The following is a 23,615-nucleotide window of genomic DNA, read 5'->3' as shown; positions in this document are numbered from 1 at the left end:
TTCGGAGGCTAGCAGCGGTGACGGACGGGTCAGCCGAGGATGACCAGATCGCGCACGTCGTCGTCGGGCAGGGTGCCCGCGACCGCCGTGACCTGCAGCTCCAGCAGCTCCGCGAACCCGTGGTGGACGTTGAGGAACGCCGTGTCGGAGGCGTCGCGACCCGTCGCGATCCGCACGAGCGTGGACCGGGGCGCGAGGGTCGTGGCGTCCACGACGTACCACCGGCCGTCGAGGTAGGCCTCGGCGACCGCATGGAAGTCCATGGGCTGCAGCCCGGGCGCGTACACGGAGACCAGGCGGGCGGGGACGTCGAGCGCGCGGAGCAGAGCGATCACCAGGTGGGCGTAGTCGCGGCACACGCCCTGGCGAGCGAGCAGGGTCCGCACGGCACCGTCGGTCGGCAGGCTCGACCCGGGCACGTACGACAGCCGCGAACCGACCCACGAGCTCACCGCGGCGAGCAGGTCGTAACCGGTCAGGCCGACGAACTCGGCGTGGGCGGTCGGGCCGAGCGAGTCCGACTCGCAGTACCGGCTCGGGCGCAGGTAGCGCAGGACGTCCGCCTCGTCCGTCGCCTCGGGCTCGGCCCTGCCGTCGACCGTCGCGGTGTAGTCGAGCAGGAGGCGGCCCGGATCCGCCTCGAGCACGTGCAGGCGGGTCCCGTGGTGGTCGAGCACGGTCCTGGGCTCGACGAAGCGCCCGTCGATCGAGACCGTCAGTGCCTCGGTCGCAGCCTGCTGGGCGGACACGGCGAGCTCGAACGCGAGCAACGCCGGGGACGTCACCTCGAGGACCAGGTGGGCGCTCATCTCACGGTGCATGGGCCGAGCGTCCTCGTTCCACGACCGGTGCGCCTCCGGGCAGCGCCTACTGGGCGCCGAGTGTGACCAGCGTCACCACGCCGAGCGCACGTAGTCCTTGAGGAAGCAGCCGTACAGGTCCTCGCCCGCCTCGCCGCGCACGACCGGGTCGTAGACGCGGGCCGCGCCGTCGACGAGGTCCAGGGGAGCGTGGAACCCCTCCTCGGCGAGCCGCACCTTGGTCGGGTGGGGGCGCTCGTCGGTGATCCAGCCGGTGTCGACGCTCGTCATGAGGATGCCGTCCTGCGCCAGCTCGGTCGCGCTCGTCCGCGTGAGCATGTTGAGCGCGGCCTTGGCCATGTTGGTGTGCGGGTGCCCGGCGCCCTTGTAGCCGCGGGAGAACACGCCCTCCATCGCGGACACGTTGACGACGTAGGACCGGCGCTGCGGCTCGTCGACGGGCCGGCGCATGACGTGCCGCAGCCGGCTCACCAGGATGAACGGCGCGGTCTGGTTGCACAGCTGGACCTCGAGGAGCTCCATCGGGTCCACCTGGTCGACGGTGTGCACCCAGCTGTTCGAGTCGGCCGTGTCCGGCACGAGGCCGCCGGCGTCGATGGCTGTACCCGCGACGAGGCGGGTCAGCGACGCGGCCTCGGCGGTCAGGGCGAGCTCCGCCACACCGGCGCCTGGCGCGATGCTCGTCAGCTCGGTCACCGAGCCGGCCAGCGCGTGCGGGTGCGCGCTGCTCGTCCGCCCGAACGTCGTGATCTGCGGCAGCGGACGGTCGGGCAGCGGCTCCAGCTCGGCGTCGGCCAGGTGCGAGTACGCGCCCGGCGAGCGGCGGACCGTCTGCGCGGCGTTGTTGATGAGGATGTCGAGCGGGCCCTGCGCCGCGACCTCGTCGGCGAGCGCCACGACCTGTGCGGGGTCGCGCAGGTCGATGCCGACGATGCTCAGGCGGTCCAGCCACTCGTCGCTGTCGGGCATCGCCGCGAACCGGCGCGCGGCGTCGCGCGGGAACCGGGTCGTGATGGTCGTCGTCGCACCGTCGCGCAGGAGACGCAGGGCGATGTACATGCCGATCTTCGCCCGGCCGCCGGTGAGTAGTGCGCGCTTGCCGGTCAGGTCCGTGCGCGCGTCCCGCTTCGCGTGGTTCAGCAGAGCGCACGTCGGGCAGAGCTGGTGGTAGAACGCGTCGACGTCGACGTACGGCTCCTTGCAGATGTAGCAGGGCCGCGCCTTGAGCAGCGTCCCGGCGGTCGCGCCCTGGGCCGACGAGACGAGGGGGATGCCGTTGGTCTCGTCGTCGATGCGGCCGGGGCTGCCCGTCGCCGTGGCCGCGATGACCGCGCGGTCGGCCGAGCTGATCGCGTCGCGCTTCTCGGCGCGACGCTGCTTCTTCGCGGCCTTGAAGAGTGCCGAGGTGGCGCGGCGGGCGAGCGCGAGGTGCGGGTGGTCCGACGGCAGCACGCTGATCTGGGCGGCGACCCGCAGGAAGGTCTCGAGGTCGTCGGCGTCGACCTCGTCGGTCGTGGGCGCGTGGGTCACGGCGGTCATCGTGCGGTCCTAGCGGGTCGTCGAGCGGAGCTGGCCGACGAGCAAGGTGAGCACGAGAGCCGGACGTGGGGGAGCCCTCAGTCTACCGGCAGGCCCCCGGGCCGGTCTGGGACCTTCGGGACGTCGTGGCCGCTGCGTGGGAAGTCGAGACAGACCGGGACGGATCGGGGCGTGCTCCTGCTACGTTCGGAAACGCAGACCGGTGGACATCTACGCAGGTAGACCGCCCGTGGCGGCGGTGGAACTCGAGGAGCAACGGTGACGGACAAGAACGACGCATTCGGCCCCATCCACGGGCGGGCGAGCTTTCGGGCCCACATCGACCGCGGCACCTTCCCGGAGCACGGGATCGACCCGGACGAGGCGTACGAGCTGCTGCACACCGGGCTGATGCTCGACGGTCGCGAGACCTTGAACCTCGCGTCGTTCGTCACCACCTGGATGGAGCCCCAGGCGGAGAAGCTCATCCACGACACGATCCGCAAGAACCACATCGACCACGAGGAGTACCCGGCCGCGTCGTTGGTGGAGGAGGCCGCCGTGCACATGCTCGGCGACCTGTTCCACGCGCCCGACAACGCCAAGGTGGTCGGCGTCGCCACGATCGGCTCGTCCGAGGCGATCATGCTCGGCCTGCTGGCCCACAAGCGCACCTGGCGGAACCGTCGTGCGGCGGCGGGCCTGCCGACCGACCGGCCGAACGTCGTGTTCGGCGCCGAGACCCACGTGGTCTGGGACAAGTTCGCCAACTACTTCGACGTCGAGATGCGCAAGATCCCGATGAAGAAGGACCGGTTCGTGATCAGCGCGGCCGACGTCGAGCCGCTCGTGGACGAGAACACGATCGCGGTGGGTGCGGTGCTCGGGACGACGCACATCGGCGAGTCCGACCCGATCGAGGAGATCAACGACCTCCTGGTGCGCATCAAGAAGGACAAGGGCTGGGACGTCCCGCTGCACGTCGACGGGGCCAGCGGCGCGTTCATCGCGCCGTTCGCCGAGCCCGACTTCAAGTTCGACTTCCGCCTCGAGCAGGTGGCCTCGATCAACGCGTCCGGGCACAAGTACGGACTGGTCTACCCGGGCGTCGGATGGCTGATCTTCCGGGACGGGTCCAAGCTGCCCGAGGACCTGGTCTTCAGCGTCAACTACCTGGGCGGCGCGCAACCGACCTTCACCTTCAACTTCTCTCGCGGGTCGGCCATGATCCAGGCGCAGCTGTACAACTTCGTGCGCCTGGGACGCAGCGGGTACACGTCGATCGTCGAGACGATGCTGGCCAACGCACGGTTCCTCAACGAGAGCCTCGTCGCGAGCGGCAAGTTCGAGATCCTCAACCCGGGCCTCGCCGAGCCGGTCGTGACGTTCACGCTCAAGGGCGACCCGGGGTTCGACGTCTACCACCTGTCGTCCCGCCTGCGTGAGGACGGCTGGATCGTGCCGGCGTACAGCCTGCCGCCCGACGCCGAGGAGACCCACCTCATGCGCGTCGTCGTCCGCCTCGACCTGAGCAGGCTGATGATCGAGCAGCTGCTCAAGGACCTGTTCATCGCCTACGACGCGCTCGAGGCCGAGCAGCCGACCCACAAGCAGGGGCGCAAGCCCGACGTGTGGACGTCGCCCGCACACGCGGCCGCCAAGAGCAAGGCGCGCACCGGCCTCGTGAAGTGAGCATGGCGGGGGACATGTCGACGACCACGGTTCCCGACCTGCCTCCCGGGTGGCGGGTCGTCGAGACGTCCGGGCCGGGATCGTTCGACACGGGTGCGGTCCTCGAGCGCCCCGACGGCACGCGAGTCCACTGGAGCTCGCGGCGCCACCGCAAGGGACTCGGGCTCCTCGAGGACCGGGTCCTGGACCCGGCGCGTTCCTGGGTGGGGCGCCCGAGCGCGTCGAGCTGGTGGATCGGCGGTCTGTTCGCGATCGGGTCGATCTGCTTCGCGCTGGGGTCGCTGCCCCTCTACTTCGACTCCGTCGCGGCACCGACCGTGGCCCGGACGTTCTTCGTCGGCTCGATCTTCTTCACGAGTGCCGCCTACCTGCAGTACCGGGAGACGGTCACGGCGCCCGAGGGGATCTTCGCCGGGACGCCGACGCGGGGGCCGCTGCGTCGGCTTGTCGGCTGGAAACCTCGCCGGCTCGACTTCTGGGCAGCGTCGGTTCAGCTCGTCGGCACCGTCTTCTTCAACGTCACGACTTTTGCCGCGACGCGTACGGACCTCACCCTGGAGCAGGAGAGGCATCTCGTCTGGGCACCTGACGCCTTCGGGTCGATCGCGTTCCTCGTCGCCAGCTGGTTCGCGTACTCCGAGGTCAACCGTGGCGTGCTTCCCCGGTCGGACCGCTCGACGGGCTGGCGGATCAGTGCGCTCAACATGCTCGGTTCGATCGCGTTCGGGGCGTCGGCGATCGGTTCGCGCTACCTGAGGTCGAACGGCGAGGTCGCCAACATCGCGCTCGTGAACCTCGGCACGTTCGTCGGCGCGGTGTGCTTCCTGCTCGGCGCGATCCTGCTCCCGGTCGAGTCGGCGCGCGACCGAGCGCCGACGCCGGCGGTCGCGCAGTGAACGCGCTCCGCGCCCGGGTGGCCGGCCTGACCACCGCTCACGTGGCAGACGGCTGCATCCGGGTCGGCGTCCCGGTCCGGTGCGCCCCCACCGACGTCCGCGCCGCGTTCCCGGCGGGACAGCTCTTCGGCCGCGTCCTGCCCGCCCGGCACGTCGGCAGCGTCGACGTCTTCCTCGAGGCGTTCACGGCGGCCGACGAGGGCGACGTGCTGGTGGTCGACAACGACGGGCGTACCGACCAGGCGGCCGTCGGGGACCTCGTCGCGCTCGAGGCACGGGACGCGGGGATCTCCGGCATCGTCGTCTGGGGGCTGCACCGCGACACGGCGGACCTGCGGGCGATCGGCCTGCCCGTGTTCAGCATGGGCACCTTGCCCAACGGACCGCTGCGGGTCGACCCGCGCCCGGCAGACGTGCTGACCTCGGCCCGGGTGGGTGACCACGTCGTCGGGCCACGCGACCTCGTGATCGGCGACGACGACGGCGTTCTGTTCGTGCCGGCCGAGGACATGTCCCTGGTCCTCGACGCCGCCGAGGCCATCCGGGACACCGAGCGCCGACAGGCGGAGCTCGTGCGCGGTGGCACGTCGCTGAGGATGCAGCTCGATCTCGACGGGTACCTCGTCCGACGCTCGACCGAGCCGGGCCTGACGTTCCGGGAGCACCTGCGCTCGGTGGCCGGTGCGATCGAGGAATGACCTCCCGGACGGACCTGAGGCGTACAGCTCCTGACGTATGTCACAAGCCGGGAACGGCCCAGCCAACAATTCATGTCGTAGCCGTCCGCTAGCCTCGTCCCGATGGCGGGACGAGACTCGGCGGGTACCAACGCGAGACGCGCTGCAATGCGCGAGATCGCGCTCCTCGTCGCGCTCTACGCGGCCTACAGCGCCACGCGGTTCGTCGTCGGTGGCGACTGGGGCGCAGCGCGGCACCACGCACGCGACATCCTCGCGATCGAGCAGTTCCTGCGGCTCGACGTCGAGCAGGTCATCAACCACGCGGTCACGCCGATCACCCCGCTCGCCGTCTTCTCGGCCTACTGGTACGCGACCATGCACTTCATCGTGACGTGGTCGGTGCTGCTCGTCCTCTACATCCGGCGCCCCGCGCTGTACCGGCCCGCGCGCACTGCCCTGTTCGCGGCGACGTTCATCGCGCTGCTCGGCTACATGTTCTACCCGACGGCACCGCCGAGGCTCACGGCCGGCTACATCGACACCGTCGCCGCGACCTCGCAGTACGGCTGGTGGCCCTCGGCGGCCGACCAGGCGCAGAACGCGAGCACCGTGACGAACCAGGTGGCGGCCATGCCGTCCATGCACGTCGGCTGGGCGCTGTGGGTGAGCGTCGTCCTCGCCTGCCTGGCACGCAGGCGATGGCTCAAGATCCTCGCGTTCGGCTACGTGACCATGACGACGGCCGTCGTCGTCCTCACGGCGAACCACTGGCTCCTCGATGCTGTTGCCGGCGGTGCGCTCGTGCTCGCGTGCTGGTGGGCGGCCAAGCGTCCGTACGGGCCGGCGTCGGCTGTCGGGCGGGACGACGCTCGGGCCGTCCCCGTGCCGGAGGACTTCGCCCTGACCACGGCCGAGAACCATGCCGTGGCCGACGTGCTCGAGCCCCCGGACGTCCGGGACCTGCCGCTGCACGAGCGTGACACGCGCCGACCGCCGACGGCCTGAGGTCCGGCCCGGGTCCGGCTGAGCCCAGCGGAGCCGGGACCAGGCAGACTCCACCTGTGCACGACGACCCCATCACCCGGCTCCTGGCCGCGCCGCCGGACCTTCCCGTGCGCCTGGCTCTGCCGGAGGTCGTCTCCGCCATCGTCCGTCGTGGTCTCGCCGTCGTGCAGGCGCCGCCGGGGACCGGCAAGACGACCCTCGTCCCGCCCGCGGTCGCGTCGGCGGTCGAGGGTCGCGTCGTCGTGACGCAGCCACGCCGGATCGCCGCCCGCGCAGCCGCCCGGCGGCTGGCCGGCCTGCTCGGGGAGCCGATCGGCCGAACGGTCGGCTACAGCGTGCGCGGTGAGAGCCGCACGAGTGCAGCGACCCGGATCGAGGTGGTGACCACCGGGATCCTGCTGCGCCGGCTCCAACGCGACCCCGAGCTCGTCGGTGTCGGCGCTGTCGTCCTCGACGAGGTGCACGAGCGACACCTCGACAGCGACCTGGCGCTCGCGCTGCTGGTCGACGTCCGAGCGAACCTGCGGGACGACCTGGTCGTGGTTGCGATGTCGGCGACCGTCGAGGCGGCCAGGACGGCTGCCGTGCTCGGCGACGCCCCTGTCGTGAGCGTCGACAGCGCGCTGCACCCTGTCGACGTGCTGTGGTGCCCGCCAGCGTCACGCGTGGCGCGGACGGACGAACGTGGTGTGACGCCGGCGTTCCTGGACCACGTCGCGTCGACGGTACGGCGAGCGCTGGTCGAGCGGACCGGCGACGTCCTCGTGTTCCTGCCGGGTGCAGGCGAGATCGGCGGGGTCGCACGGCGGCTCGCCGACCTGGGCGTGGATGCCGACGTGCGCCCGCTGCACGGGCGACTCTCGTCGGGGGACCAGGACGCCGCCCTCACGGCCGGGCCGCGCCGTCGCGTCGTCGTCTCGACGGCGGTCGCAGAGTCGTCGCTGACCGTTCCGGGGGTGCGGGTCGTCGTCGACGCGGGGTTCTCGCGGGAGTCACGCACCGATCACCGCCGTGGTCTGGCCGCCCTCGTGACCGTGAGCGTGAGCCGAGCGGCCGCCGAGCAGCGCGCCGGTCGTGCAGGCCGTGAGGGGCCCGGGGCCGTGTACCGGTGCTGGACGGAGGCCGACCACGCGCGACTGCAGTCGCACCCCGAACCCGAGATCCGCACGGCGGACCTGACCGCGTTCGCTCTCGAGCTGGCGTGCTGGGGGAGTGCGGACGGGTCCGACCTGGCGCTGCTCGACCCGCCGCCGGCCCCCGCGCTGGAGACGGCCGTCGCGACGCTCCGAGGGTTGGGAGCGGTCGCGCCGGACGGAACCGTGACGGCTCGCGGTCGGGCTGTCGCGGCGGTGCCCGTCGACCCGCGGCTTGCGCGAGCCTTGCTCGACGGCGCGCCCGTCGTCGGCGCTCGTCGCGCGGCCGAGGTCGTGGCGATGCTCTCCGACGACATCCGTGCGCCCGGTGGTGACCTGGTCGCGGCGGTGCGGAGCCTGCGGCGAGGTGGACCGGACACCGCCCGGTGGAAGGCGCAGACCGAGCGACTGCTCGCGACGTTGTCCGAACGCGCCCCGGCCGGTGCGCTGACCGACGACCTGGCCGCGGCGTTCGTCGTCGCCCTCGCGCACCCGGACCGGATCGCGCGTCTGCGCCCCGGAGGTAGCACCTACCTGATGGCGTCCGGCACCGGAGCGTCCCTCTCGCCAGGGTCCCCGCTGAGCGGCTTCGGCTGGCTCGCGGTGGCCGATGCCGATCGTGGTGCCACGCGCCGCGACGCGCTCGTCCGCTCGGCGGCTCCGTTCGACGTCGACCTGGCGATCGAGGCGGCGCCGGCTCTGCTGCGTGAGGAGGAGCAGGTCGTCTGGCAGGACGGCCGCGTCGTCGCGCGGCGGGTCCGTGCCCTCGGTGCCATCGAGCTCGCGTCGTCGCGGCTCGCCGACCCTGACCCGGCGCTCGTGCTCGCAGCCGTGCAGGAGGGGCTCGCCCGAGACGGACTGGGGATCCTGCGCTGGTCGGACGGAGCCCGAGCCCTGCGGCAACGTCTCGCGTTCCTGCACCGGTCGCTCGGCGCCCCCTGGCCGGACGTGTCCGACGACGCGCTCGTGGCTGCGATCGACACCTGGCTCGGACCGGACCTGGCACGAGCGAAGCCGGATCCTCGGAGCATCGACGTGACGACGGCGCTGCGCCGGCTCCTGCCCTGGCCGCAGGCCGCGCGGCTCGACGAGCTGGCGCCGGAGCGGCTCGAGGTGCCGAGCGGGTCGCGCGTTCGCGTCGACTACGACGGGGACCAGCCGGTGCTGGCGGTGCGGCTGCAGGAGACGTTCGGCTGGCGCGAGACGCCGAGGGTGGCCGAGGGCCGGGTGCCCGTGCTCCTTCACCTGCTGTCGCCGGCGGGGCGTCCGGCCGCGGTGACCGCGGACCTGGGGTCGTTCTGGCGGACCGGGTACCCCCAGGTCCGTGCCGAGCTGCGGGGCCGCTACCCGAAGCACTCGTGGCCGGAGGACCCACTCGTCGCGGCGCCGACGCGGGGCGTCCGCCGGGTCGATCGGTAGGCACGTCCTGTGCACACAGGCGGTCGACGCCGGGCAGAGATCGAGCCGGCTGAGGCCCGTGGTGGACCTCAGCCGGCTCGCGACGATCAGGCCAGGGCCGCGGCCTTGAGCTTGTCGAACTCGGCCTGGTCGATCGCGCCGGAGTCGAGGAGCGCCTTCGCCTTGGCGATCTGGTCGGCAGCCGACTCGGACGTACCGGCCGACCTGCGGACCTGCGCGTCGAACAGCGCCCGCTGCTCTGCCGCCTGCTCTGCACCGCGCGCGCTCATGCCCTTACCGCGGAAGATCAGGTACAGCAGGATGCCGAGGAACGGCAGGAGGATCAGGAACAGGACCCAGAGGGCCTTGACGCCGCCGCCGGTCTCCTTGTCCCGGAACAGGTCCGAGAAGATGGCGATGAGCAGCCAGAACCAGATCACGAACAGGAAGAACTCGAGCATCCAGAGGAGGACGTCGCCACTGCCGAACGTTGTTGTCACCATGTCGAAGGTCTCCAAGTGCGGTGAAGGAATGCATGGCGGGCGTCCGGCCAGCACGGGCGGAAGTCCGACAGACCGGACGACCGCGCCTCGATACTAGGACCATCGGTGCATGTCAGAGCATCGAGTCTCGGGCGTGTCAGCTCGCCCGGCCGAGCTCGTCGCAGGGCAGCGCGAGGTCGAGGCCCACTGCCGACATCTGCTCGTCCATCACGCGCAGGTTGCGTTGCATCGCGACCGGCTGCAGCTTGCCGAACCCCTCGCCGTGCGGGTGGTCGAAGAACGTCAGCAACAGCAGCAGGAGCGTGATCACCAACGTCACGCTGCCCATCATCATCACCTGGGTCCTGGCGTGCTCACCGCTGTCGGCGAAGAAGAGCATGTACACGAAGATCACGGCGGAGATGACGTAGAGCACCAGCCACAGCGGGAACGGGATCAGGCCGACGGCCCCGTGCACGCGGTCGATGCGCGCCTGCTCACGGTTGGCGGTCTGGTCCAGCCACCGGTCGTACGCCGACTGCTCGGTGTCGCTGCTCGGCGTGAAGTTCTGCATGGTGTGGAACATCTCGACGCCCCACGGGTTCACGGTCTCGCCGATCGTGCCGTCGGTCATCGCCGGCCACTCCGAGTGCACGACGGACCGGGCGTAGCAGACGAGCTGGCCGCTGAGGGCGTGCGCCGTGGTCGTCGGGAAGTACTGCGCCGTCTCCAGCTGCTGCGCGACGATCGTCGACTCGGTCTCGGCGCCGGAGCGGGCCTGGTCGTAGGAGTCGAACGCCAGGAAGATGATGAAGCCGAGGAGCACCGAGAACCCGGTCGCCAGCACGCCGAAGACACCCGACGCACGGTCGCCGTCGGTGAAGTAGCTGCCCTCGGGTGCGCGCCGGCGCACGAACAGCATCGCGGTGCAGGTCAGCGTGGTGACGACGATGGCGATGATCGCGCCCGCGACGATGTTCATGGCCCGAAACCTACCGGTATGTGTCGCGACGATCGGTCAGGCGGTCGAGCTCAGGGGGTCGCGCGCGGGCGTTCGGGCGAGATCAGGATCCCGACGCTGAGCACCAGCACCCAGACGGGAAAGACAAGCTCCGCCCACGGGTTCGTGCCGGCGAACACCAGGAGGACCAGCGCGACGGTGTAGCCGACGAACGCGAGCCCCCGGTGCACCGAGGCCGTCCGCAGGATCACCGTGCTCACGGTCAGCGTGAAGACCGCCGCCATCCGCATCGCGTAGACGGTGACGAGCGTGCTCGTCGTGTGCCGTCCGAACTCCCACAGGCCCGGGTCGAGATTGGTCCCGGGCACCATCCGGACCAGGCTCGTGGCGGTCACCGCTCCCATGAAGAGCATCGCGAGGAAGAGCAGACCGCTGCCGAGGAACACCGTGGAGAACAGGCGGTCCTCGGTGTCGCCGAGCTGGTCGCGGACCACCCCGATGAACCACAGGAACGCGATGCCGGCGAACGGCACGAGGTGGAGGCTGAGCCGAACGAGAGACTGCTTGTGCGGGTCCGCGACGAGGTCGGGAAGGCTCTCGTCGACCAGGGCGGCACGGAGGATCACGAGCGCGGTGATGAGCAGGACCGCGAACACGATGCCGCCGACGGCTGCGGATCGCCGACTACGCCAACGACCTGCGGTGATCGTGGTGACCTGGCCGCTCATGGATGCCTGCTCTCGCTGGGGGATGCGCTGGTCGTCGAGCCGCCGGTCGGTGTCGCCCGAGCTCCGCGCCACCGGGACCCATCGTGCAAGACAAGTGCGTCTCGGCGTCGTAGCCACGCGCGGCTCACCCTGCGTGGCGAGCTGCTCAGGGGCGCGGACCTTGTCGACGCCTCCGCACCGCCCACTCGAGCGCGGCGAGCAGCATCACACCGAGCCCCGCCAGGACGGCAGCGATCGGGAGCGTGCAGGCCAGGAGTACGCAGCCGGCCAGACCGACCACCGGGATCACGCGGTGCGGGCGTCCCTCGTCATGGCCGAGCGTCAGGGCCGACGCGTTGGCGATGGCGTAGTAGACCAGGACGCCGAACGAGGAGAAGCCGATCGCACCCCGCAGGTCCAGCGTCGCGACGAGGACGACGACGACTGCGCCGACGACCGCCTCGGCGGTGCGCGGTGTCCGCGAGCCCGGGTGGATGCTCGCCAGGCGTGCGATCGCCGGCCGGTCGCGCGCCACCGCGACGACCGTTCGGGAGACGCCGAGCAGCAGGGCGAGGAGCGCGCCGAGCGACGCGACGGCGGCGCCCACCTGGACGACGGGCGACCAGCGCGCCCACGTCCCGGCCTCGACGACGGCCCGCAGGGGAGCGGACGTCGCGGCGAGCCCGTCCGCACCGACGGCGAGCAACGACGTCAGAGCGACGACCGCGTAGACGCCGAGGACGACCAGGAGTGCCACGGTGATCGCCCGGGGGATCGTCCGGGCGGGGTCGCGCACCTCCTCGCCGAGGGTCGCGACGCGCGCGTAGCCGGCGAAGGCGAAGAACAGGAGGCCGGCGGACTGCAGGATGCCCACGGCATCGGAGCCCGGGAACGGCTGGAGGTTCGCGGGATGCGCCGTGCCGCCACGCACGGCTGCCAGGACCACGACGACGAGCGCGGCGAGCGACACGGCGACGATCACCGCGCTCACCTGCGTCGACCGCTGCACGCCTGCCCAGCCGAGCGCGGTCAGCGCGACGACCGCCAGGATCGCGACGAGCCGGACGTGGCCGGGCGCGACGTACGAGCCGACAGTCAGGGCCATCGCCGCGCAGCTCGCGGTCTTGCCGACGATGAACGCCCAGCCGGCCTGACCGGCCCAGAACTCACCGAGCCGGTGCCGCGCGTAGACGTAGGTGCCGCCCGAGGCGGGGTAGAGCGCGGCGAGCCGCGCCGAGGACCGCGCGTTGCAGAACGCGACCACCGCGGCGATCGCGAGCCCGACGAGCAGGCCCGAGCCGGCCGCGGCTGCCGCAGGGGCGAACGCCGAGAAGATCCCGGCCCCGATCATCGCCGACATCCCGACGACGACCGCGTCGCCGACGCCCAGCCGACGGGCCATCGTCGCTGAGGCCCCGGCTACTCCGGCATCGTCCTGTGGCACCGGCACATCATGGCCGCGTCACACCGCCGGCCCAAGGGCCACGCCGTGCACATCGCGCGAACTGTCGGTGTCGAGCGCGACGGCGGAACGTGCCGCAGACGCGTCTCAGGCGGCTACGGAGGCGTTCTGGGCCGGGATGAGGCTGAGGGCGTCGAACCTCGACGCCAGCGCGCCCCAGGCGGCGAGACGCTTCTCGGGAATTCCGCCTGCGACCGTCTGCTCCGACGGGTCGACCGGGTATCCGCGCTGATCCATGTGCCTGTCCTGTCTGTTCGGTAGCCCGGCTGACCTTTGAGGTCCCGTGGCTTTGCGTCCCCTCCTTGCGGAAGGTTTGCCGTTTTCGCTGACTTCCACACTGTAAGTGATTTCCGCACTGACGCCAGTCATGTAGGGCCAAACATTCGGACGATTGTCCATTTTTCACCCGCTTTGGGGCCCTCGGAACGTATTTTCGAAGCGGTGAGGGCGTGACTGTGCCGCGTACAGGTGACGCGTGCGAGCATCTTGGCGAACCAGTGGTGCGCGTACGGCTTGTCGTTGAACGGCGGGACCTCGACGTACCCGGACCTCCGGTAGAGCCCGATGGCGTCGCCGAGCGACCGGTTCGTCTCGAGCCGCATCGTCTGCACCTGGCGCCTCAAGGCGTGCGCCTCGAGCTCGAGCAGCAACCTCGTGGCCGGGCCTCGGCCCCGCACGTCGGGGTGGTCGGGCGGGCAGATCTCGATCCACACGTCGTCCGTGGCGTCGCCGCTCATGCTCGCCACTGTCGCAACCGGTCCGGGCACGCTCAACGGTGGGGTGATCGGGCGTGCGCCCAGGGTCGGAGCCCGTGTGCCCGGCTAGCCGCGGGTGTCAGGGCCGTCGAAGGGCGGCCGCCCGAGCTCGCCACCGGACCGCCCGTGGTGCTGCTGCCCGTCGAACAGCTGGCTGTCGGACCAGCCGGGCCTGTCGTCCCAGAAGCCGTCCTCCCGGACGGAGTGCACCGCGAGGGCGACGAACGCGAACCACGCGATCCAGAAGAGGACGTTGAGCACGAGGAGCCCCGCCGCGACGCACACGCTGACGATGCCCCACCGCCGGGCATTCGCCGACTCGCGCTGGGCGGTCTCGTGGTCCGCGGCGCCGAACGCCCGTGCCGCACGGTGCGAAGCGAGCAGGGCCGGGATCCCGGTCGGCCAGAAGGTCAGCATCGCGGCGATCGTCCAGCCGACCGGAGCGGTGGTGAATGCCGGGCGGGGCGGCGCGTAGGCGGGCTGTGGTTGTGCCCCGGCCGGGACGGTCGGTGCGGCGAACGCCGGCTGTGCCGGTGTCGGATCCGGCGCTGAGGGGGACGTGGCCGGCTGCGGCTCGTGGGCGTTCGACTCTGATGCCACGGTGTCCTCCTCGAAAAGCGCGTGTCCTCGCTCGCACCATACGGCGCCCGGCTGTGCGGAGTGCGTCCGGTGCGGGGACGTGCCGGATCGTAGACAGCCTCTGCCGGGTGCAGTCTCACCCGGTCCGTACTACGGTCGGTAGCGAGAGCCGGTGGCGGCGCTCGGTCCGATGACGGGCCGGACGAGACCTCGGCTCCAACTGCTCCGGAGAACCAGCGAGCGACATCCCCCGCACGGATGGCTACCGAGACGTACGAGCGGTGGCGAGGCCGGGACTTGGCGGGCGGTGGTCGGGCAGGCGAGAGCAGCCCGAGCGAGACGCGCGCACACCTCGTGCCGGCGAGCGTCGCGTCCCACCGCTCGCCTCACGGTGCCAGCTCCGTGCGGACGATCGACGGAGAACGAGATGGCGAGTGACGAGAGGTCCGTGCCCTATGTGTCGGACAACATCGCTGACCTGACCGACGCGGAGAAGATCGAGGCCGACGGCCTCGAGCATCAGGACACCGATGTGGTCGACGGTCGCGAGGTGGTCGACGATCGCAGGGTTGTCGACGACCGCGGGGTTGTCGACGATCGCATCGTGGTCGACGAGAACGAGCAGCGACTCTGAAGACGAGCACGCTCTGTTCGACATGCACGAGGCGCCGTGCCCTGTTCGGGTACGGCGCCTCGTGCACATTCACCCTGCCCTTGAGACCTGTGACTGCTCTGCCGGGCTGGCCTCGCTTGCCACCGTCCGGAGGGCGATCGAGACCTGAGCCAGGACGTCTTCGTCGACGCCTCCAGCCAGGGACGCGGCAGCGAGGACCTTCTCGGCGATGACGCGCACGCGGACGTTGCGGTGCTGGGAGATCAGCACCAGGCACCGGAACGCGGTCTCGCTGTCGATGCCGAACGTCGACATCACGACGCCCTTCGCCTGGTCGATCACGGCGCGTGACTCGAGAGCCAGAGCGAGCTGCTCGTTCACCTCCGCGGCGACGGCCTTGTTCCGGCTCGTCGTCACGTCGAGCAGGTGGCCCGTGGTCGTGCCGTCCGGGTCGGCGGAGACGGTGAGCACGACGGTCCGCACGTGGCCGGTCAGGTCGACGACGCGGTACTCGCAGCCTGACGCCTGCGTGCTGCTCGCCTCGATGACTCGCTCGACGGTCGGGCGGTCGTCGGCATGGACGTGGCGCAGGAACAGCACACCCGTCGGCACGACCTCGCCGGGCTCCATCCCGTGCAGCGTGAACATGCCGTCCGACCACGTCCAGCGATCGAGCACCGACGTGAAGGTGAACCGACCGGTCACGGGGGTCGCCTCGTGGGGGTCCATTGTCTTGATCCCTTCTGGAACGCCCGGGGGTCGCCCGGGCTGGGTCGCGTCGCGCTGCCCTGGTGCTCGGGCGCCTGGTTGCTCGAGCGCCGCCGACGCGGTCGCGTGTGCGGCTGGCAGTGCGATGTGGGAGGCGCCGACGCAGGCCAGACCGCCCTCGTCCGAAGGTCGGTGCTGGGCGACGCGCGTGCGCCATCGATCCGGGGTACGCGCGCTGGCGCTACGCACCTTCCAGGTCCGGCGACGTTTCCTGTCCCGGACGACGGGCTGCCGGGTCGACGTGTCGACCCGGCACTTCGGACGTTATGCCCGTTGCCGTCGGCTCGCCAGCCGAGCAGGTCAGTTGCGTTCGCGAAACGTGTCGAGCGACCGCACGGGACTTCCGGCCACACCTTCGACGATCCCCGACGCGAACTCTCGCAGCTTGACCTTGCGGTTGCGTGCCGCGGTGCGAAGGATCGTCATCGCCGAGTCCGGCGAGCAGCGGTTCTCGGCCATCACGATCCCGATCGCCTGGTCGATCACGGCACGCGAGAGAAGCGCCGCGCGAAGGTCGGCGTTCATCTCGACCTGGTCGGCGCTGCGCAGGCACAACGTCACCGCGCGGGCGACCTCGTCGGCGTACCGGTTCGCGACCTCGATCGCGGCCGTGTCCCAGGCGTAGGGCTCGTCGGCGTACAGGTTGAGTGCGATGTGAGCTCCCGCGCGCACGGACCTCGGGACGGCTGCGGCTGAGGCGTACCCGCAGTCGAGGGTCGCCCGCGTCCAGGCGGGCCAACGTGTCTCGAGATTCAGATCAGGGACGTGCACGGTGTGGCCGACGTCGATCGAGCTCAGGCACGGTCCGTCGTCCGCGGCGTACTCGACCTCGTCACAGACCGCGGCGCGCGCATCGCTCGCGGCGATGAGCGTCGGGCGCCCGTCGCGCCGGAGCGTGATGGTCGCGGACGTGGCCGGCCCGACATGGCGTGCGGCAGCCTCCGCCACGCCGTCGAGGAACTCGTCGACGCCCGCCGTCTGGAGCAGGATGCCCTGCAGCTCCGTGATCGCTGCCGCTCGTGTGGAGTCGTCCATCATCGTCGATGCTCCCTTCAGCCCGCTGGGTTCGATCGGTCCTGGCACCCCCCGCGCCTGTGCGGCAGGTACTCGTCCGACCGTACGCCTCGGTCGCCGACCCGGCTGGCTGTGCCGGGCCCTAGCTCACACGCGCTGAGGGGGCGTTCCGGGCAGCGCAGGCGAGAACCTGCGGTAGCCCTCGACCACGCGCACGGCTCCGGGCGTCACGGACACGACGTCCTCCCAAAGGACCAGGAACGTGCCGCGGTGCCTCCACGCGAACCAGCGCGCGAGCGGGGCAGGGGAGCGCACCGCGGTGCGCTCGTACCCGAGGAACGACGTGCCCGTGTGCGGGCTGACGAGCAGCCCGTGCAGGCGCGGCGCGGCCAGGAGCCCGTCGAGGGGGCCGTCGAGCACGAACCGCACGTCGACGACGAAGCCGAGCCGGCCGCCGTCCGATCCCGTGACCCGGGCGTCGAGGAGGTCACCCAGGATCATGACTGCCTCCCGGGATGCGGCGGATGATGTGGTCACGTACCCAGCGTTCCGGCCAGGTGACGTCGAGCTCCTCGCTCCGTACCCCGATCGTGACCACGGTCCCGACGTCGGCCACGTGGGTCCAGCGGATGCGGTGCCAGCGTGACGGGGGCGGCCTGCCGCCGAAGATCCGGGTGGCGAGCACGGCGCCGCTGAGCATCGACGTGATGAACGCCGGCTGAGTGCCGTCGGGCAGGTCGGAGCCGTCAAGGCCGTGCACCTCGAGGTCGTCGACCGTGCACACGGGTGTGCCGTCTACGTCGACGACCTGCCGGTCCAGCAGGTGCAGACGGGCGTCGATCACGCGCCCGGGAGGGTCCGTGTCCGGGGTGAGGTCAGTCATGATCCGGCTCCCGTCACGATCATCAGGGGGATCGCAGCGACGGATGCCGTCACGATGATCACCAGGTACGCGAGCGCGAGCGCGTTGGTCACCCGGCCGTTGACGTGCTTGCCCATGTACTCGGGGTCGTTGGCGATGACGAGGATCGGCAGGTAGGTCAGGGGCAGGGCGACCGCGGAGAACACGACCGAGTACTCCGTGACGGCGATCGGGTTCACGCTCGTCATCAGCACGCCTACGGCGACGACCATGCAGACGATCATCGTCAGGTGGAACCGTGCGGCGTGCACCGGCCGCCGGAACTTGCCCCAAGACCACCCCATGAACTGCGCGAGCGTGTAGCCGCTCGACAACGAGGTCTCCAGGGCCGCGCCGAACGTCGCGGCGACGATGCCGACGATCACGACGGCCAGAGCGAGCTTGCCGCCGGCCATCGCGACCGGCAGGACGATCTGGGACAGCGACGAGACCTCGATGCCTTCCGGCAGGAACACGATCGCCGCACAGGCCGCGATCGCGATGGACAGCACGCCGCCGAACGGGAAGCCGACGAGCACGTTGAGCCGCGACTGCGACAGGTCCTTCACGGTCCATCTCTCCTCGACGGCCCCGGACGAGAAGAAGAACACCTCGTACGGGGTCATGGCGGCTCCGAACAGCGCGATTGCGTAGTACCAGTAGACCGCCTGGCCCTCATGGGCAGGGACGCTCGGGTGGAACGCCTGGTCCGCCAACGTGTTCCAGTCGGGGCCGAGGAGGAACACCGCGACAGCGAAGACGATCAGGGTCAGCCCGACCAGTCCTGTGACGTTCTCCATGATCGAGAACTTGGCGCGCCAGACCACGAGCCAGACCGCCAGGCCGGCGACCGGGATCCACAGTCGGGGCTCCACGCTGCTGGCGAGCTGCAGTGCGAGCGCGATGCCACCGACTTCCGCCGTGAGGGTCAGGAGGTTGATCAGGAACGACGCTCCCAGGTTCGCTCCGGCCGCCCTCGGACCGAGCCGCTCACGGATGATCTCGAACGTCGCCCGGCCGCTGACCGCGGCCACCTTGCCCGACATCTGCGCGAACAGGCAGATGCCGACCACGCCCACCACCACGACCCACGCGAGCGAGAGCCCGAACCGCGAGCCCACGACCGCGTTGGTCACCATGTCCCCGATGTCCAGGAACCCCCCGATCGCGGTGAGGATGCCCAGTGCCAGGCCGAGGACCTTCTTCACGGCGCGGCCTCGAGCTGTCCGGTCAGCTGGTCGAGGCGGTCGGCGCTCGCCTCGAGCTCCGCGTCGACGGCGTCCTGACTCGCGCTGGAGCCATTCGCCCAGGACCGTGCCGCGACCACCGAGGACTGCGCGTCGCGTACGGCCGCGAGGGCGTCGGCCTGCCACGTGCTCGTCGTCGCGTCGGTCGGCACCAAGGTGGAGACGGCGAACGCGGCGTCCTCCAGCACGGCGTTCTGGTCCAGGAGCGATGTGTCGGTGACCGCGGGCGTCAGGCTGCCGTCGCCGAGGAGGCCGACCGCGATCATCGCGGTCGCCACGGCCGACGACGCCTGTTCCAGCGGGTCGATGAGTGCGCGAGCGTCGTCACCCTCGCTCGACGACGAGCCCACGGCGCACCCGGCCGCAGCCGCGAGTGCGACGACGGCGGGAGCACACCAGGCGACGCGCATGCCCGCATCGTGGCGCCGTCCGAGGGTGTCCGCACGTCGAAGAACCCGCTTCGACGTGCGGATTCACCGCCGCTGATCCACGATCCGAGAGAGCGGTGTGCAGAATCACGCACGGCTGGAAGCGATGGCTCACACGTCGTCGCGGTCGGAAGGAAGTCCCGTGGCTCTCTGGCTGATCCTCATCATTGTCGGCGTCATCATGATCGTGCTCGGCATTGCGGTGACCGCGGCGAAGGTCCTGCTCTGGATCGGGATCGCCCTGCTCGTCATCAGCCTCATCGGGTGGCTCTTCGGGCGGGGCCGCAGCCGCGTGTAGCGACTGCGTCGGGCGCACGACGGGTGGGTGAGCCACCCGCCGTGCCCGGCCGAGCCCAGTGGGCACGATCCTCGTCACGACCGTGTCGCTGCGCGTCAGGGCCGGCCGCGCGCGCACCACGCCACGGCGGTGATCTCGAACGGCTCCGAAGGCAGGAGCTGCGCGCACCGCGCGCGCAGTGCGGCCCGATCGTCATCGTCCAGCCGGGCTACGTGGGCGCCCGCCGGGCCGACGCCGAGCGTGTACGTCGCCCACCACTCGTCGAAGCTCGCGTACTGCGAACCGACGGCCTCGCTCCACGCGACGACGTCCTGCAGCCCTGCCTCGCGGAACAGAGCCGCGAGATGGCCCTCGCGGGCACCGGCCAGCTGCGACTCGTCGACCGCCGCCGGATCGAGGTCACGCGCGGCACGCCAGAAGGTGGCGAGCGGACCGGTCGGCCCGTCCCAGACGTTCGCTGCGACGACACCGCCTGCCCGCGTGACACGGGCCATCTGCGCGATGCCGCCCACCGGATCGCGCATGAAGTGGACGACGAGCTGCGCGACGGTGAGGTCGAACGCGTCGTCGTTGAACGGCAGCGACTCGGCCGAGGCGGCCAGCACCCGAAGGCCGGGGAACCGCTCGCGCGTCGCTGCGACGAAGGCCGCCGACGGGTCGACCGCCGCGACGTCGGCCACCCCGAGCCGCGCCACCAGCTGTGCGGTCACCACACCGGGTCCGCACCCGACGTCGAGGGCGCTGGTGCCGGGACGGACGCCGATCGCCTCGAGGAACTGCTGCGCGAGCGGTTCGGAGTACCGGCCCATGAACCGTCGGTACGCCTCCGGAGGGACCTCGAACCCCATCGTCCGACGGTAGCGCCGCCCTTCAGGACCCGCCGCCCGGCAGTCCGAGGGCCGTGTCGGGGCGCGCCGGGTCGGCGGGGCGAGAGGGTGCAATTCGGGCAAAAGACCTGACCGATCGGTCCAAGGTCTGCGACGATCGAAGGCGACCCGGGGGGACACCGGGTTATCCGCTCAGGGGTGCGGAGGCCGCCATGGCGCAGGGGACACAGGCTGCCGACGTCACCGTCCTCGACGCTCAGGCGCCGGTCACGGGGCGAGGCGTCGTACGGCGCACGCTCGTGCACGCGCTCGACGGCGTGCTCGCCCTCGGCACCGGTCTGGTCGTGGGCGCTCGGGGCGCAGGCAAGACGACCCTGATGGCCCAGTGGGCCACCACCTGCGAGCTCCCCGTGGTGTGGGGCAGGTGCAGCCGCTCGGGCATCGCCGTCCGGTCGGTCGCGCAGGCCGTCACGCTCGCCCCGGACGCGCTGGGCGACGCCATGCTCGCGCGTCGCACCCCGACCGTCCTGGTCCTCGACGACGTGCACGAGCTGGTCGAGGCCGGAGCCGGTGCTGAGCTGGAGGACCTGCTCCGGCTCCTGGCCACCCCCGACGTCCACGTCCTCATGGGGACACGACGCGAGCCCACGTTCACCCTCGCGAGGTCCGAGACCGACCCGCCGGTCGTCGTCACCGGCACCGACCTGCGGATGCGCACGTGGGAGGTGGAGCGCCTGTTCCGCGAGGTCTACGAGCACCCGCTGACGCCGGACGACGTCGAGACCCTGACCCACGAGACAGAAGGATGGGCGGCCGCGATCCACCTGTTCCACCGTGCGACGGCCGGACTGCTGCCGGCGGACCGCCGTCGGGCCGTCAGGTCGCTGTCCGTCGACACCCGGTACGCGCGGGACTACCTCGTGGGCGAGGTCCTGGCGGAGCTCGGTCGCCCCCTGGTCGAGCTCCTGCACTGGGGCTCGGTGTTCGACGAGCTCACGGCGGCCCGGTTCGACGCCGTGACCTCCGGGACGGTCGAGGCGTCCGTCCCTGCCGCCCAGCTGCTCCACGAGCTCGACCGCACCTGGTCGCTCGCCACGACCGACGACGGCGTGCACTACCGGATCCCGCGCGTCCTGCACCGCCACCTGCGTGCTGCCCACACCGAGCGCCTCGGTGCGGTCGCGCAGGTGTGGCGGGACCGAGCCCAGGTCGTCCTCGCCAACGAGACGCGCGACGACGACGATCGCGCGGCGGCGGTGGTCCCGCGGCCGGGGACATGGACGGAGTTCGCGAGCGGTGTCGTGCCGTCCGACCGGCGCTGGCTCGGGCTGCTGCGCTCCGCGACCCGTCGCGAGCCTGAGGCGCAGGCCCAATCGGCCCGACAGCTCGGAGGCACGGCCGGGCCGCTCGTGGAAGGTCTGTGCCTGCTGGCGGCCGGCCGCTTCACTGACGCCGCCGAGCCTCTGCGTCGGGCCGCGGAGGACCCCGACGGTCCGCAGTCGTTCGTGCTCGCCGCGTCGCTCGCTCACGCGGCTGTCGTCGGCGGGAGCGCGCGGTCGGTGCTCCGCACGATCGACCAGGTGCAGACCGAGGCCGACCGGCACGGCCAGACGTGGCTGGCGCGCCTGTCGCACGGCATGATCGTCGGCTTCGACGGCTCCGTGCCCGCGCGGGCGCAGGCGCGACGGTTCGCCGCCGACCGTCGGGCCGACGGCGACGCATGGGGTGCCGCCCTCATCGAGACGTGGTCCGCCCTGGCGGGTCTCTCGGTCGGAGCGCGCGAGCCCGGAGTGTGGGAGGAGCTCACGCAGCGTTGGCAGGAGCTGGACGCTGCTGTGCCCGGTGCGTGGGTCCGCGCCTGCCACGCGCTGACGACGGCAGCACTCCAGCTTCCCGAGTCGCGGCAGGACGCCCGGGTAGCCGAGGCGGTCGCGCGCAGGGCCGGGGTCCCGGGCGCCCTCGCGTTCGCGTACGCCGCTCTCGCCGCGACCGATCCCGGCGGCGGTGCCGAGCTCGCCGAGCTGGCCGAGTCGCACGGTCGCGAGATCGGGGTCGACATGCGCCCGTGCCGGGCCGTCGGGCTCGCCGGCCACGCCACCGGCCGACCGAGGCGGGCTCGCCCGGGGCACCGGCCAGCGGCGGCCGACGATGCCGACGCGCCGGAGCTCCGGGTCCGCTGCCTGGGCGAGTTCAGGGTGCTCGTCGACGGGTCGCCCGTCGACCTGTCCGCCGTGCGGCCCCGGGCGCGCAGCGCGCTGCGGATGCTCGCCCTGAACGCCGGCCGGCCCGTGCACCGCGAGCAGCTGGCCGACGCGCTGTGGGCAGAGCTCGAGCCTCGCGCGGCCCTGCACAACCTCCATGTCAGCATCTCGGCCGTGCGGCGAGCGCTCGAACCGCAGGTCCCGACGCAGCCGAGCCGGTTCGTGGTCCGGGACGGCGAGACGTACCTGCTGGCTCTGCGGCCGGGCTCAGGGTGCGACGTCGACGACCTCGAGCACGCGCTCCGGCTCGCCGGGCGACGACACGCGGAGGGCGATCTCGACGGGGCCGCGGCCGAGCTCCGCCACGCGCTCGACCTCTACCGTGGCGACCTGCTGCCGGAGGACGGCCCTGCCGAGTGGGTGGTGGGGCCGCGCGAACGTCTCCGTCTGATGGTGGCCGACGCCGCGGCCACGCTCGCCCAGCTCGAGCTCGACCGAGGCAGCCCCGAGCTGGCGATCCTGGCAGCCGCTCGAAGCATCGAGCTCGACGAGTGCCGGGACCACGCCTGGCGGCTGCTGGTCTCGGCCTACACCGCGGCGGGCGACGCCGCGGCCGCGCACCGAGCGACCCGCGGGTACCGGGAGATGCTCGAGACGCTGGGCGTCCCGGGCGTCCCGCACCCGATCATCGCGCCTCCTGGTCGATCTCGAGCGTGACGGGCACGTGGGCCGCGACGACGGCGCCGATCACGCGCTCGACGCGGCGACGGTCGACCGGGCCGTCCTCGGCGTCGCCGGCGGACACGCGGACGACGACCGCGGGAGTCGCGGCGCCGGGCAGAGCACCCGCGGGTGCGGCCGACCAGGAGGTGCCGCCGCTGTCGGACACCTCGACCTCTCCCTCGACGACGAGCCGGACTGCTTCCGCGATGCCCCGGGAGGTACCGCGCCAGCGGTGCACGGCCGAGGCGTGCGCCACGATCTGCCGTCGGCGCTCGGTCGTCCACGTCTCGTCGGGCTCGATCCCGACCCAGGTGCACAGCCACTCGAGGAAGTCGGCGGGCGCGAGGTCGGGGTCGACGTAGCAGGCGAGCGCGTCGAGCGTGAGGTACACGGGCGCGAGGGTCTCGTCGAGCGCTGCGGTGAACCGCTGCAGCATGTCGTCGTCCTGCAGCACCGCGGGCAGCCGGCTGGCCACCGGGACCGGCGACGGCAGGTTCTCGATCATC

At 71.6% G+C, this 23,615-nt stretch carries 25 protein-coding genes and 1 riboswitch; of the genes, 8 read left to right on the top strand and 17 right to left on the bottom strand.

The window, feature by feature from the left end:
• Nucleotides 1-29 precede the first annotated feature (29 nt).
• Complete coding sequence (locus tag AC1DPN_RS11510) at nucleotides 30-821, bottom strand: transglutaminase-like domain-containing protein (RefSeq protein WP_477084876.1); 792 nt, start codon at nucleotides 819-821, stop codon at nucleotides 30-32.
• Between the two features lie 72 nt (nucleotides 822-893).
• A complete protein-coding gene (locus AC1DPN_RS11505) occupies nucleotides 894-2,360 on the bottom strand; it encodes an SDR family NAD(P)-dependent oxidoreductase (protein ID WP_477084875.1) in 1,467 nt (488 codons plus the stop codon).
• 258 nt (nucleotides 2,361-2,618) lie between these two features.
• Here AC1DPN_RS11505 and gad point away from each other — a divergent pair, with 258 nt between their 5' ends.
• The 5 genes from gad (at nucleotide 2,619) to hrpB (ending at nucleotide 9,164) form a co-directional block, all read left to right on the top strand.
• Complete coding sequence (gad, locus tag AC1DPN_RS11500; protein ID WP_477084874.1) at nucleotides 2,619-4,031, top strand: glutamate decarboxylase; 1,413 nt, start codon at nucleotides 2,619-2,621, stop codon at nucleotides 4,029-4,031.
• A gap of 2 nt (nucleotides 4,032-4,033) precedes the next feature.
• Nucleotides 4,034-4,927 carry a hypothetical protein gene (locus AC1DPN_RS11495; RefSeq protein WP_477084873.1) on the top strand — a complete coding sequence of 298 codons (894 nt, stop codon included), beginning with the start codon at nucleotides 4,034-4,036 and terminating at the stop codon, nucleotides 4,925-4,927.
• Nucleotides 4,924-5,625 (top strand): RraA family protein, encoded by a 702-nt coding sequence (locus AC1DPN_RS11490; protein WP_477084872.1) that lies wholly within the window; start codon nucleotides 4,924-4,926, stop codon nucleotides 5,623-5,625. Before AC1DPN_RS11495 ends, AC1DPN_RS11490 begins: the two co-directional genes overlap by 4 nt.
• Nucleotides 5,626-5,727: 102 nt before the next feature.
• Complete coding sequence (locus AC1DPN_RS11485; RefSeq protein ID WP_477084871.1) at nucleotides 5,728-6,612, top strand: phosphatase PAP2 family protein; 885 nt, start codon at nucleotides 5,728-5,730, stop codon at nucleotides 6,610-6,612.
• Between the two features lie 56 nt (nucleotides 6,613-6,668).
• A complete protein-coding gene (gene hrpB / locus AC1DPN_RS11480) occupies nucleotides 6,669-9,164 on the top strand; it encodes an ATP-dependent helicase HrpB (protein WP_477084870.1) in 2,496 nt (831 codons plus the stop codon).
• 86 nt (nucleotides 9,165-9,250) lie between these two features.
• Here hrpB and AC1DPN_RS11475 read toward each other — a convergent pair whose 3' ends face one another.
• The 7 genes from AC1DPN_RS11475 to AC1DPN_RS11445 all read right to left on the bottom strand — a co-directional run bounded on the left by AC1DPN_RS11475 (nucleotide 9,251) and on the right by AC1DPN_RS11445 (nucleotide 14,110).
• The gene (locus AC1DPN_RS11475; RefSeq protein WP_477084869.1) at nucleotides 9,251-9,646 is read right to left on the bottom strand and encodes an SHOCT domain-containing protein; all 396 of its coding nucleotides are present in this window, start codon (nucleotides 9,644-9,646) and stop codon (nucleotides 9,251-9,253) included.
• Nucleotides 9,647-9,782: 136 nt separating this feature from the next.
• Nucleotides 9,783-10,607 (bottom strand): bestrophin-like domain, encoded by an 825-nt coding sequence (locus tag AC1DPN_RS11470; protein ID WP_477084868.1) that lies wholly within the window; start codon nucleotides 10,605-10,607, stop codon nucleotides 9,783-9,785.
• Nucleotides 10,608-10,657: 50 nt separating this feature from the next.
• Nucleotides 10,658-11,314, bottom strand: a complete 657-nt coding sequence (locus tag AC1DPN_RS11465; protein WP_477084867.1) for a hypothetical protein — start codon at nucleotides 11,312-11,314, stop codon at nucleotides 10,658-10,660.
• Nucleotides 11,315-11,459: 145 nt separating this feature from the next.
• The gene (locus AC1DPN_RS11460) at nucleotides 11,460-12,737 is read right to left on the bottom strand and encodes an APC family permease (RefSeq protein ID WP_477084866.1); all 1,278 of its coding nucleotides are present in this window, start codon (nucleotides 12,735-12,737) and stop codon (nucleotides 11,460-11,462) included.
• A gap of 105 nt (nucleotides 12,738-12,842) precedes the next feature.
• A complete protein-coding gene (locus AC1DPN_RS11455) occupies nucleotides 12,843-12,992 on the bottom strand; it encodes a hypothetical protein (RefSeq protein WP_477084865.1) in 150 nt (49 codons plus the stop codon).
• Between the two features lie 16 nt (nucleotides 12,993-13,008).
• Nucleotides 13,009-13,083: riboswitch (cyclic di-GMP riboswitch) on the bottom strand.
• A gap of 37 nt (nucleotides 13,084-13,120) precedes the next feature.
• On the bottom strand, nucleotides 13,121-13,492 hold the full coding sequence (locus AC1DPN_RS11450) for a GNAT family N-acetyltransferase (RefSeq protein ID WP_477084864.1): 372 nt from the start codon (nucleotides 13,490-13,492) through the stop codon (nucleotides 13,121-13,123).
• An 84-nt stretch (nucleotides 13,493-13,576) separates the two neighbouring features.
• Nucleotides 13,577-14,110, bottom strand: a complete 534-nt coding sequence (locus tag AC1DPN_RS11445; RefSeq protein WP_477084863.1) for a CD225/dispanin family protein — start codon at nucleotides 14,108-14,110, stop codon at nucleotides 13,577-13,579.
• 406 nt (nucleotides 14,111-14,516) lie between these two features.
• On the opposite strand from AC1DPN_RS11445, the gene AC1DPN_RS11440 reads away from it, so the two are divergent.
• The gene (locus tag AC1DPN_RS11440) at nucleotides 14,517-14,723 is read left to right on the top strand and encodes a hypothetical protein (protein WP_477084862.1); all 207 of its coding nucleotides are present in this window, start codon (nucleotides 14,517-14,519) and stop codon (nucleotides 14,721-14,723) included.
• Nucleotides 14,724-14,792: 69 nt separating this feature from the next.
• On the opposite strand, the gene AC1DPN_RS11435 is transcribed toward AC1DPN_RS11440, so the two are convergent.
• From AC1DPN_RS11435 to AC1DPN_RS11410, 6 genes are all read right to left on the bottom strand, one after another.
• Nucleotides 14,793-15,431 (bottom strand): PAS and ANTAR domain-containing protein, encoded by a 639-nt coding sequence (locus AC1DPN_RS11435; protein ID WP_477084861.1) that lies wholly within the window; start codon nucleotides 15,429-15,431, stop codon nucleotides 14,793-14,795.
• Between the two features lie 339 nt (nucleotides 15,432-15,770).
• Nucleotides 15,771-16,508 (bottom strand): ANTAR domain-containing protein, encoded by a 738-nt coding sequence (locus AC1DPN_RS11430; RefSeq protein WP_477084860.1) that lies wholly within the window; start codon nucleotides 16,506-16,508, stop codon nucleotides 15,771-15,773.
• Nucleotides 16,509-16,631: 123 nt separating this feature from the next.
• Entirely contained in the window at nucleotides 16,632-16,985 is a 354-nt protein-coding gene (locus AC1DPN_RS11425) for a PRC-barrel domain-containing protein (protein WP_477084859.1), read from the bottom strand.
• On the bottom strand, nucleotides 16,972-17,367 hold the full coding sequence (locus AC1DPN_RS11420) for a hypothetical protein (protein WP_477084858.1): 396 nt from the start codon (nucleotides 17,365-17,367) through the stop codon (nucleotides 16,972-16,974). The genes AC1DPN_RS11425 and AC1DPN_RS11420 overlap by 14 nt, the downstream gene beginning before the upstream one ends.
• Nucleotides 17,364-18,593, bottom strand: a complete 1,230-nt coding sequence (locus tag AC1DPN_RS11415) for an NRAMP family divalent metal transporter (RefSeq protein ID WP_477084857.1) — start codon at nucleotides 18,591-18,593, stop codon at nucleotides 17,364-17,366. Before AC1DPN_RS11415 ends, AC1DPN_RS11420 begins: the two co-directional genes overlap by 4 nt.
• Nucleotides 18,590-19,042 (bottom strand): hypothetical protein, encoded by a 453-nt coding sequence (locus AC1DPN_RS11410; RefSeq protein WP_477084856.1) that lies wholly within the window; start codon nucleotides 19,040-19,042, stop codon nucleotides 18,590-18,592. Before AC1DPN_RS11410 ends, AC1DPN_RS11415 begins: the two co-directional genes overlap by 4 nt.
• A gap of 160 nt (nucleotides 19,043-19,202) precedes the next feature.
• Here AC1DPN_RS11410 and AC1DPN_RS11405 point away from each other — a divergent pair, with 160 nt between their 5' ends.
• Nucleotides 19,203-19,358, top strand: a complete 156-nt coding sequence (locus AC1DPN_RS11405) for a hypothetical protein (RefSeq protein ID WP_477084855.1) — start codon at nucleotides 19,203-19,205, stop codon at nucleotides 19,356-19,358.
• A gap of 95 nt (nucleotides 19,359-19,453) precedes the next feature.
• On the opposite strand, the gene AC1DPN_RS11400 is transcribed toward AC1DPN_RS11405, so the two are convergent.
• Nucleotides 19,454-20,206, bottom strand: a complete 753-nt coding sequence (locus AC1DPN_RS11400; protein ID WP_477084854.1) for a class I SAM-dependent methyltransferase — start codon at nucleotides 20,204-20,206, stop codon at nucleotides 19,454-19,456.
• Nucleotides 20,207-20,397: 191 nt separating this feature from the next.
• Here AC1DPN_RS11400 and AC1DPN_RS11395 point away from each other — a divergent pair, with 191 nt between their 5' ends.
• On the top strand, nucleotides 20,398-23,103 hold the full coding sequence (locus AC1DPN_RS11395) for a BTAD domain-containing putative transcriptional regulator (RefSeq protein WP_477084853.1): 2,706 nt from the start codon (nucleotides 20,398-20,400) through the stop codon (nucleotides 23,101-23,103).
• On the opposite strand, the gene AC1DPN_RS11390 is transcribed toward AC1DPN_RS11395, so the two are convergent.
• Nucleotides 23,072-23,614, bottom strand: a complete 543-nt coding sequence (locus AC1DPN_RS11390; RefSeq protein ID WP_477084852.1) for a phage tail protein — start codon at nucleotides 23,612-23,614, stop codon at nucleotides 23,072-23,074. The genes AC1DPN_RS11395 and AC1DPN_RS11390 overlap by 32 nt on opposite strands.
• Between the last annotated feature and the right edge of the window lies 1 nt (nucleotide 23,615).

Source organism: Cellulomonas sp. P4_H4 (assembly GCF_056400865.1).
The sequence above is the reverse complement of the archived record's forward strand: the minus strand, read 5'-3'. Positions and strand labels throughout refer to the sequence as shown.

What these genes read in the sequence shown, in the direction of transcription:
- AC1DPN_RS11395 (WP_477084853.1), top strand. Translation starts at nt 20,398, where the DNA reads ATGGCGCAGGGGACACAGGCTGCCGACGTCACCGTCCTCGACGCTCAG.
- AC1DPN_RS11485 (WP_477084871.1), top strand. Translation starts at nt 5,728, where the DNA reads ATGGCGGGACGAGACTCGGCGGGTACCAACGCGAGACGCGCTGCAATG.
- AC1DPN_RS11510 (WP_477084876.1), bottom strand. Translation starts at nt 821, where the DNA reads ATGCACCGTGAGATGAGCGCCCACCTGGTCCTCGAGGTGACGTCCCCG.
- AC1DPN_RS11425 (WP_477084859.1), bottom strand. Translation starts at nt 16,985, where the DNA reads ATGATCCTGGGTGACCTCCTCGACGCCCGGGTCACGGGATCGGACGGC.
- AC1DPN_RS11420 (WP_477084858.1), bottom strand. Translation starts at nt 17,367, where the DNA reads ATGACTGACCTCACCCCGGACACGGACCCTCCCGGGCGCGTGATCGAC.
- AC1DPN_RS11440 (WP_477084862.1), top strand. Translation starts at nt 14,517, where the DNA reads ATGGCGAGTGACGAGAGGTCCGTGCCCTATGTGTCGGACAACATCGCT.
- AC1DPN_RS11450 (WP_477084864.1), bottom strand. Translation starts at nt 13,492, where the DNA reads ATGAGCGGCGACGCCACGGACGACGTGTGGATCGAGATCTGCCCGCCC.
- AC1DPN_RS11495 (WP_477084873.1), top strand. Translation starts at nt 4,034, where the DNA reads ATGGCGGGGGACATGTCGACGACCACGGTTCCCGACCTGCCTCCCGGG.
- AC1DPN_RS11430 (WP_477084860.1), bottom strand. Translation starts at nt 16,508, where the DNA reads ATGATGGACGACTCCACACGAGCGGCAGCGATCACGGAGCTGCAGGGC.
- AC1DPN_RS11470 (WP_477084868.1), bottom strand. Translation starts at nt 10,607, where the DNA reads ATGAACATCGTCGCGGGCGCGATCATCGCCATCGTCGTCACCACGCTG.
- AC1DPN_RS11390 (WP_477084852.1), bottom strand. Translation starts at nt 23,614, where the DNA reads ATGATCGAGAACCTGCCGTCGCCGGTCCCGGTGGCCAGCCGGCTGCCC.
- AC1DPN_RS11435 (WP_477084861.1), bottom strand. Translation starts at nt 15,431, where the DNA reads ATGGACCCCCACGAGGCGACCCCCGTGACCGGTCGGTTCACCTTCACG.
- AC1DPN_RS11400 (WP_477084854.1), bottom strand. Translation starts at nt 20,206, where the DNA reads ATGGGGTTCGAGGTCCCTCCGGAGGCGTACCGACGGTTCATGGGCCGG.
- AC1DPN_RS11465 (WP_477084867.1), bottom strand. Translation starts at nt 11,314, where the DNA reads ATGAGCGGCCAGGTCACCACGATCACCGCAGGTCGTTGGCGTAGTCGG.
- AC1DPN_RS11505 (WP_477084875.1), bottom strand. Translation starts at nt 2,360, where the DNA reads ATGACCGCCGTGACCCACGCGCCCACGACCGACGAGGTCGACGCCGAC.
- AC1DPN_RS11455 (WP_477084865.1), bottom strand. Translation starts at nt 12,992, where the DNA reads ATGGATCAGCGCGGATACCCGGTCGACCCGTCGGAGCAGACGGTCGCA.
- AC1DPN_RS11410 (WP_477084856.1), bottom strand. Translation starts at nt 19,042, where the DNA reads ATGCGCGTCGCCTGGTGTGCTCCCGCCGTCGTCGCACTCGCGGCTGCG.
- AC1DPN_RS11475 (WP_477084869.1), bottom strand. Translation starts at nt 9,646, where the DNA reads ATGGTGACAACAACGTTCGGCAGTGGCGACGTCCTCCTCTGGATGCTC.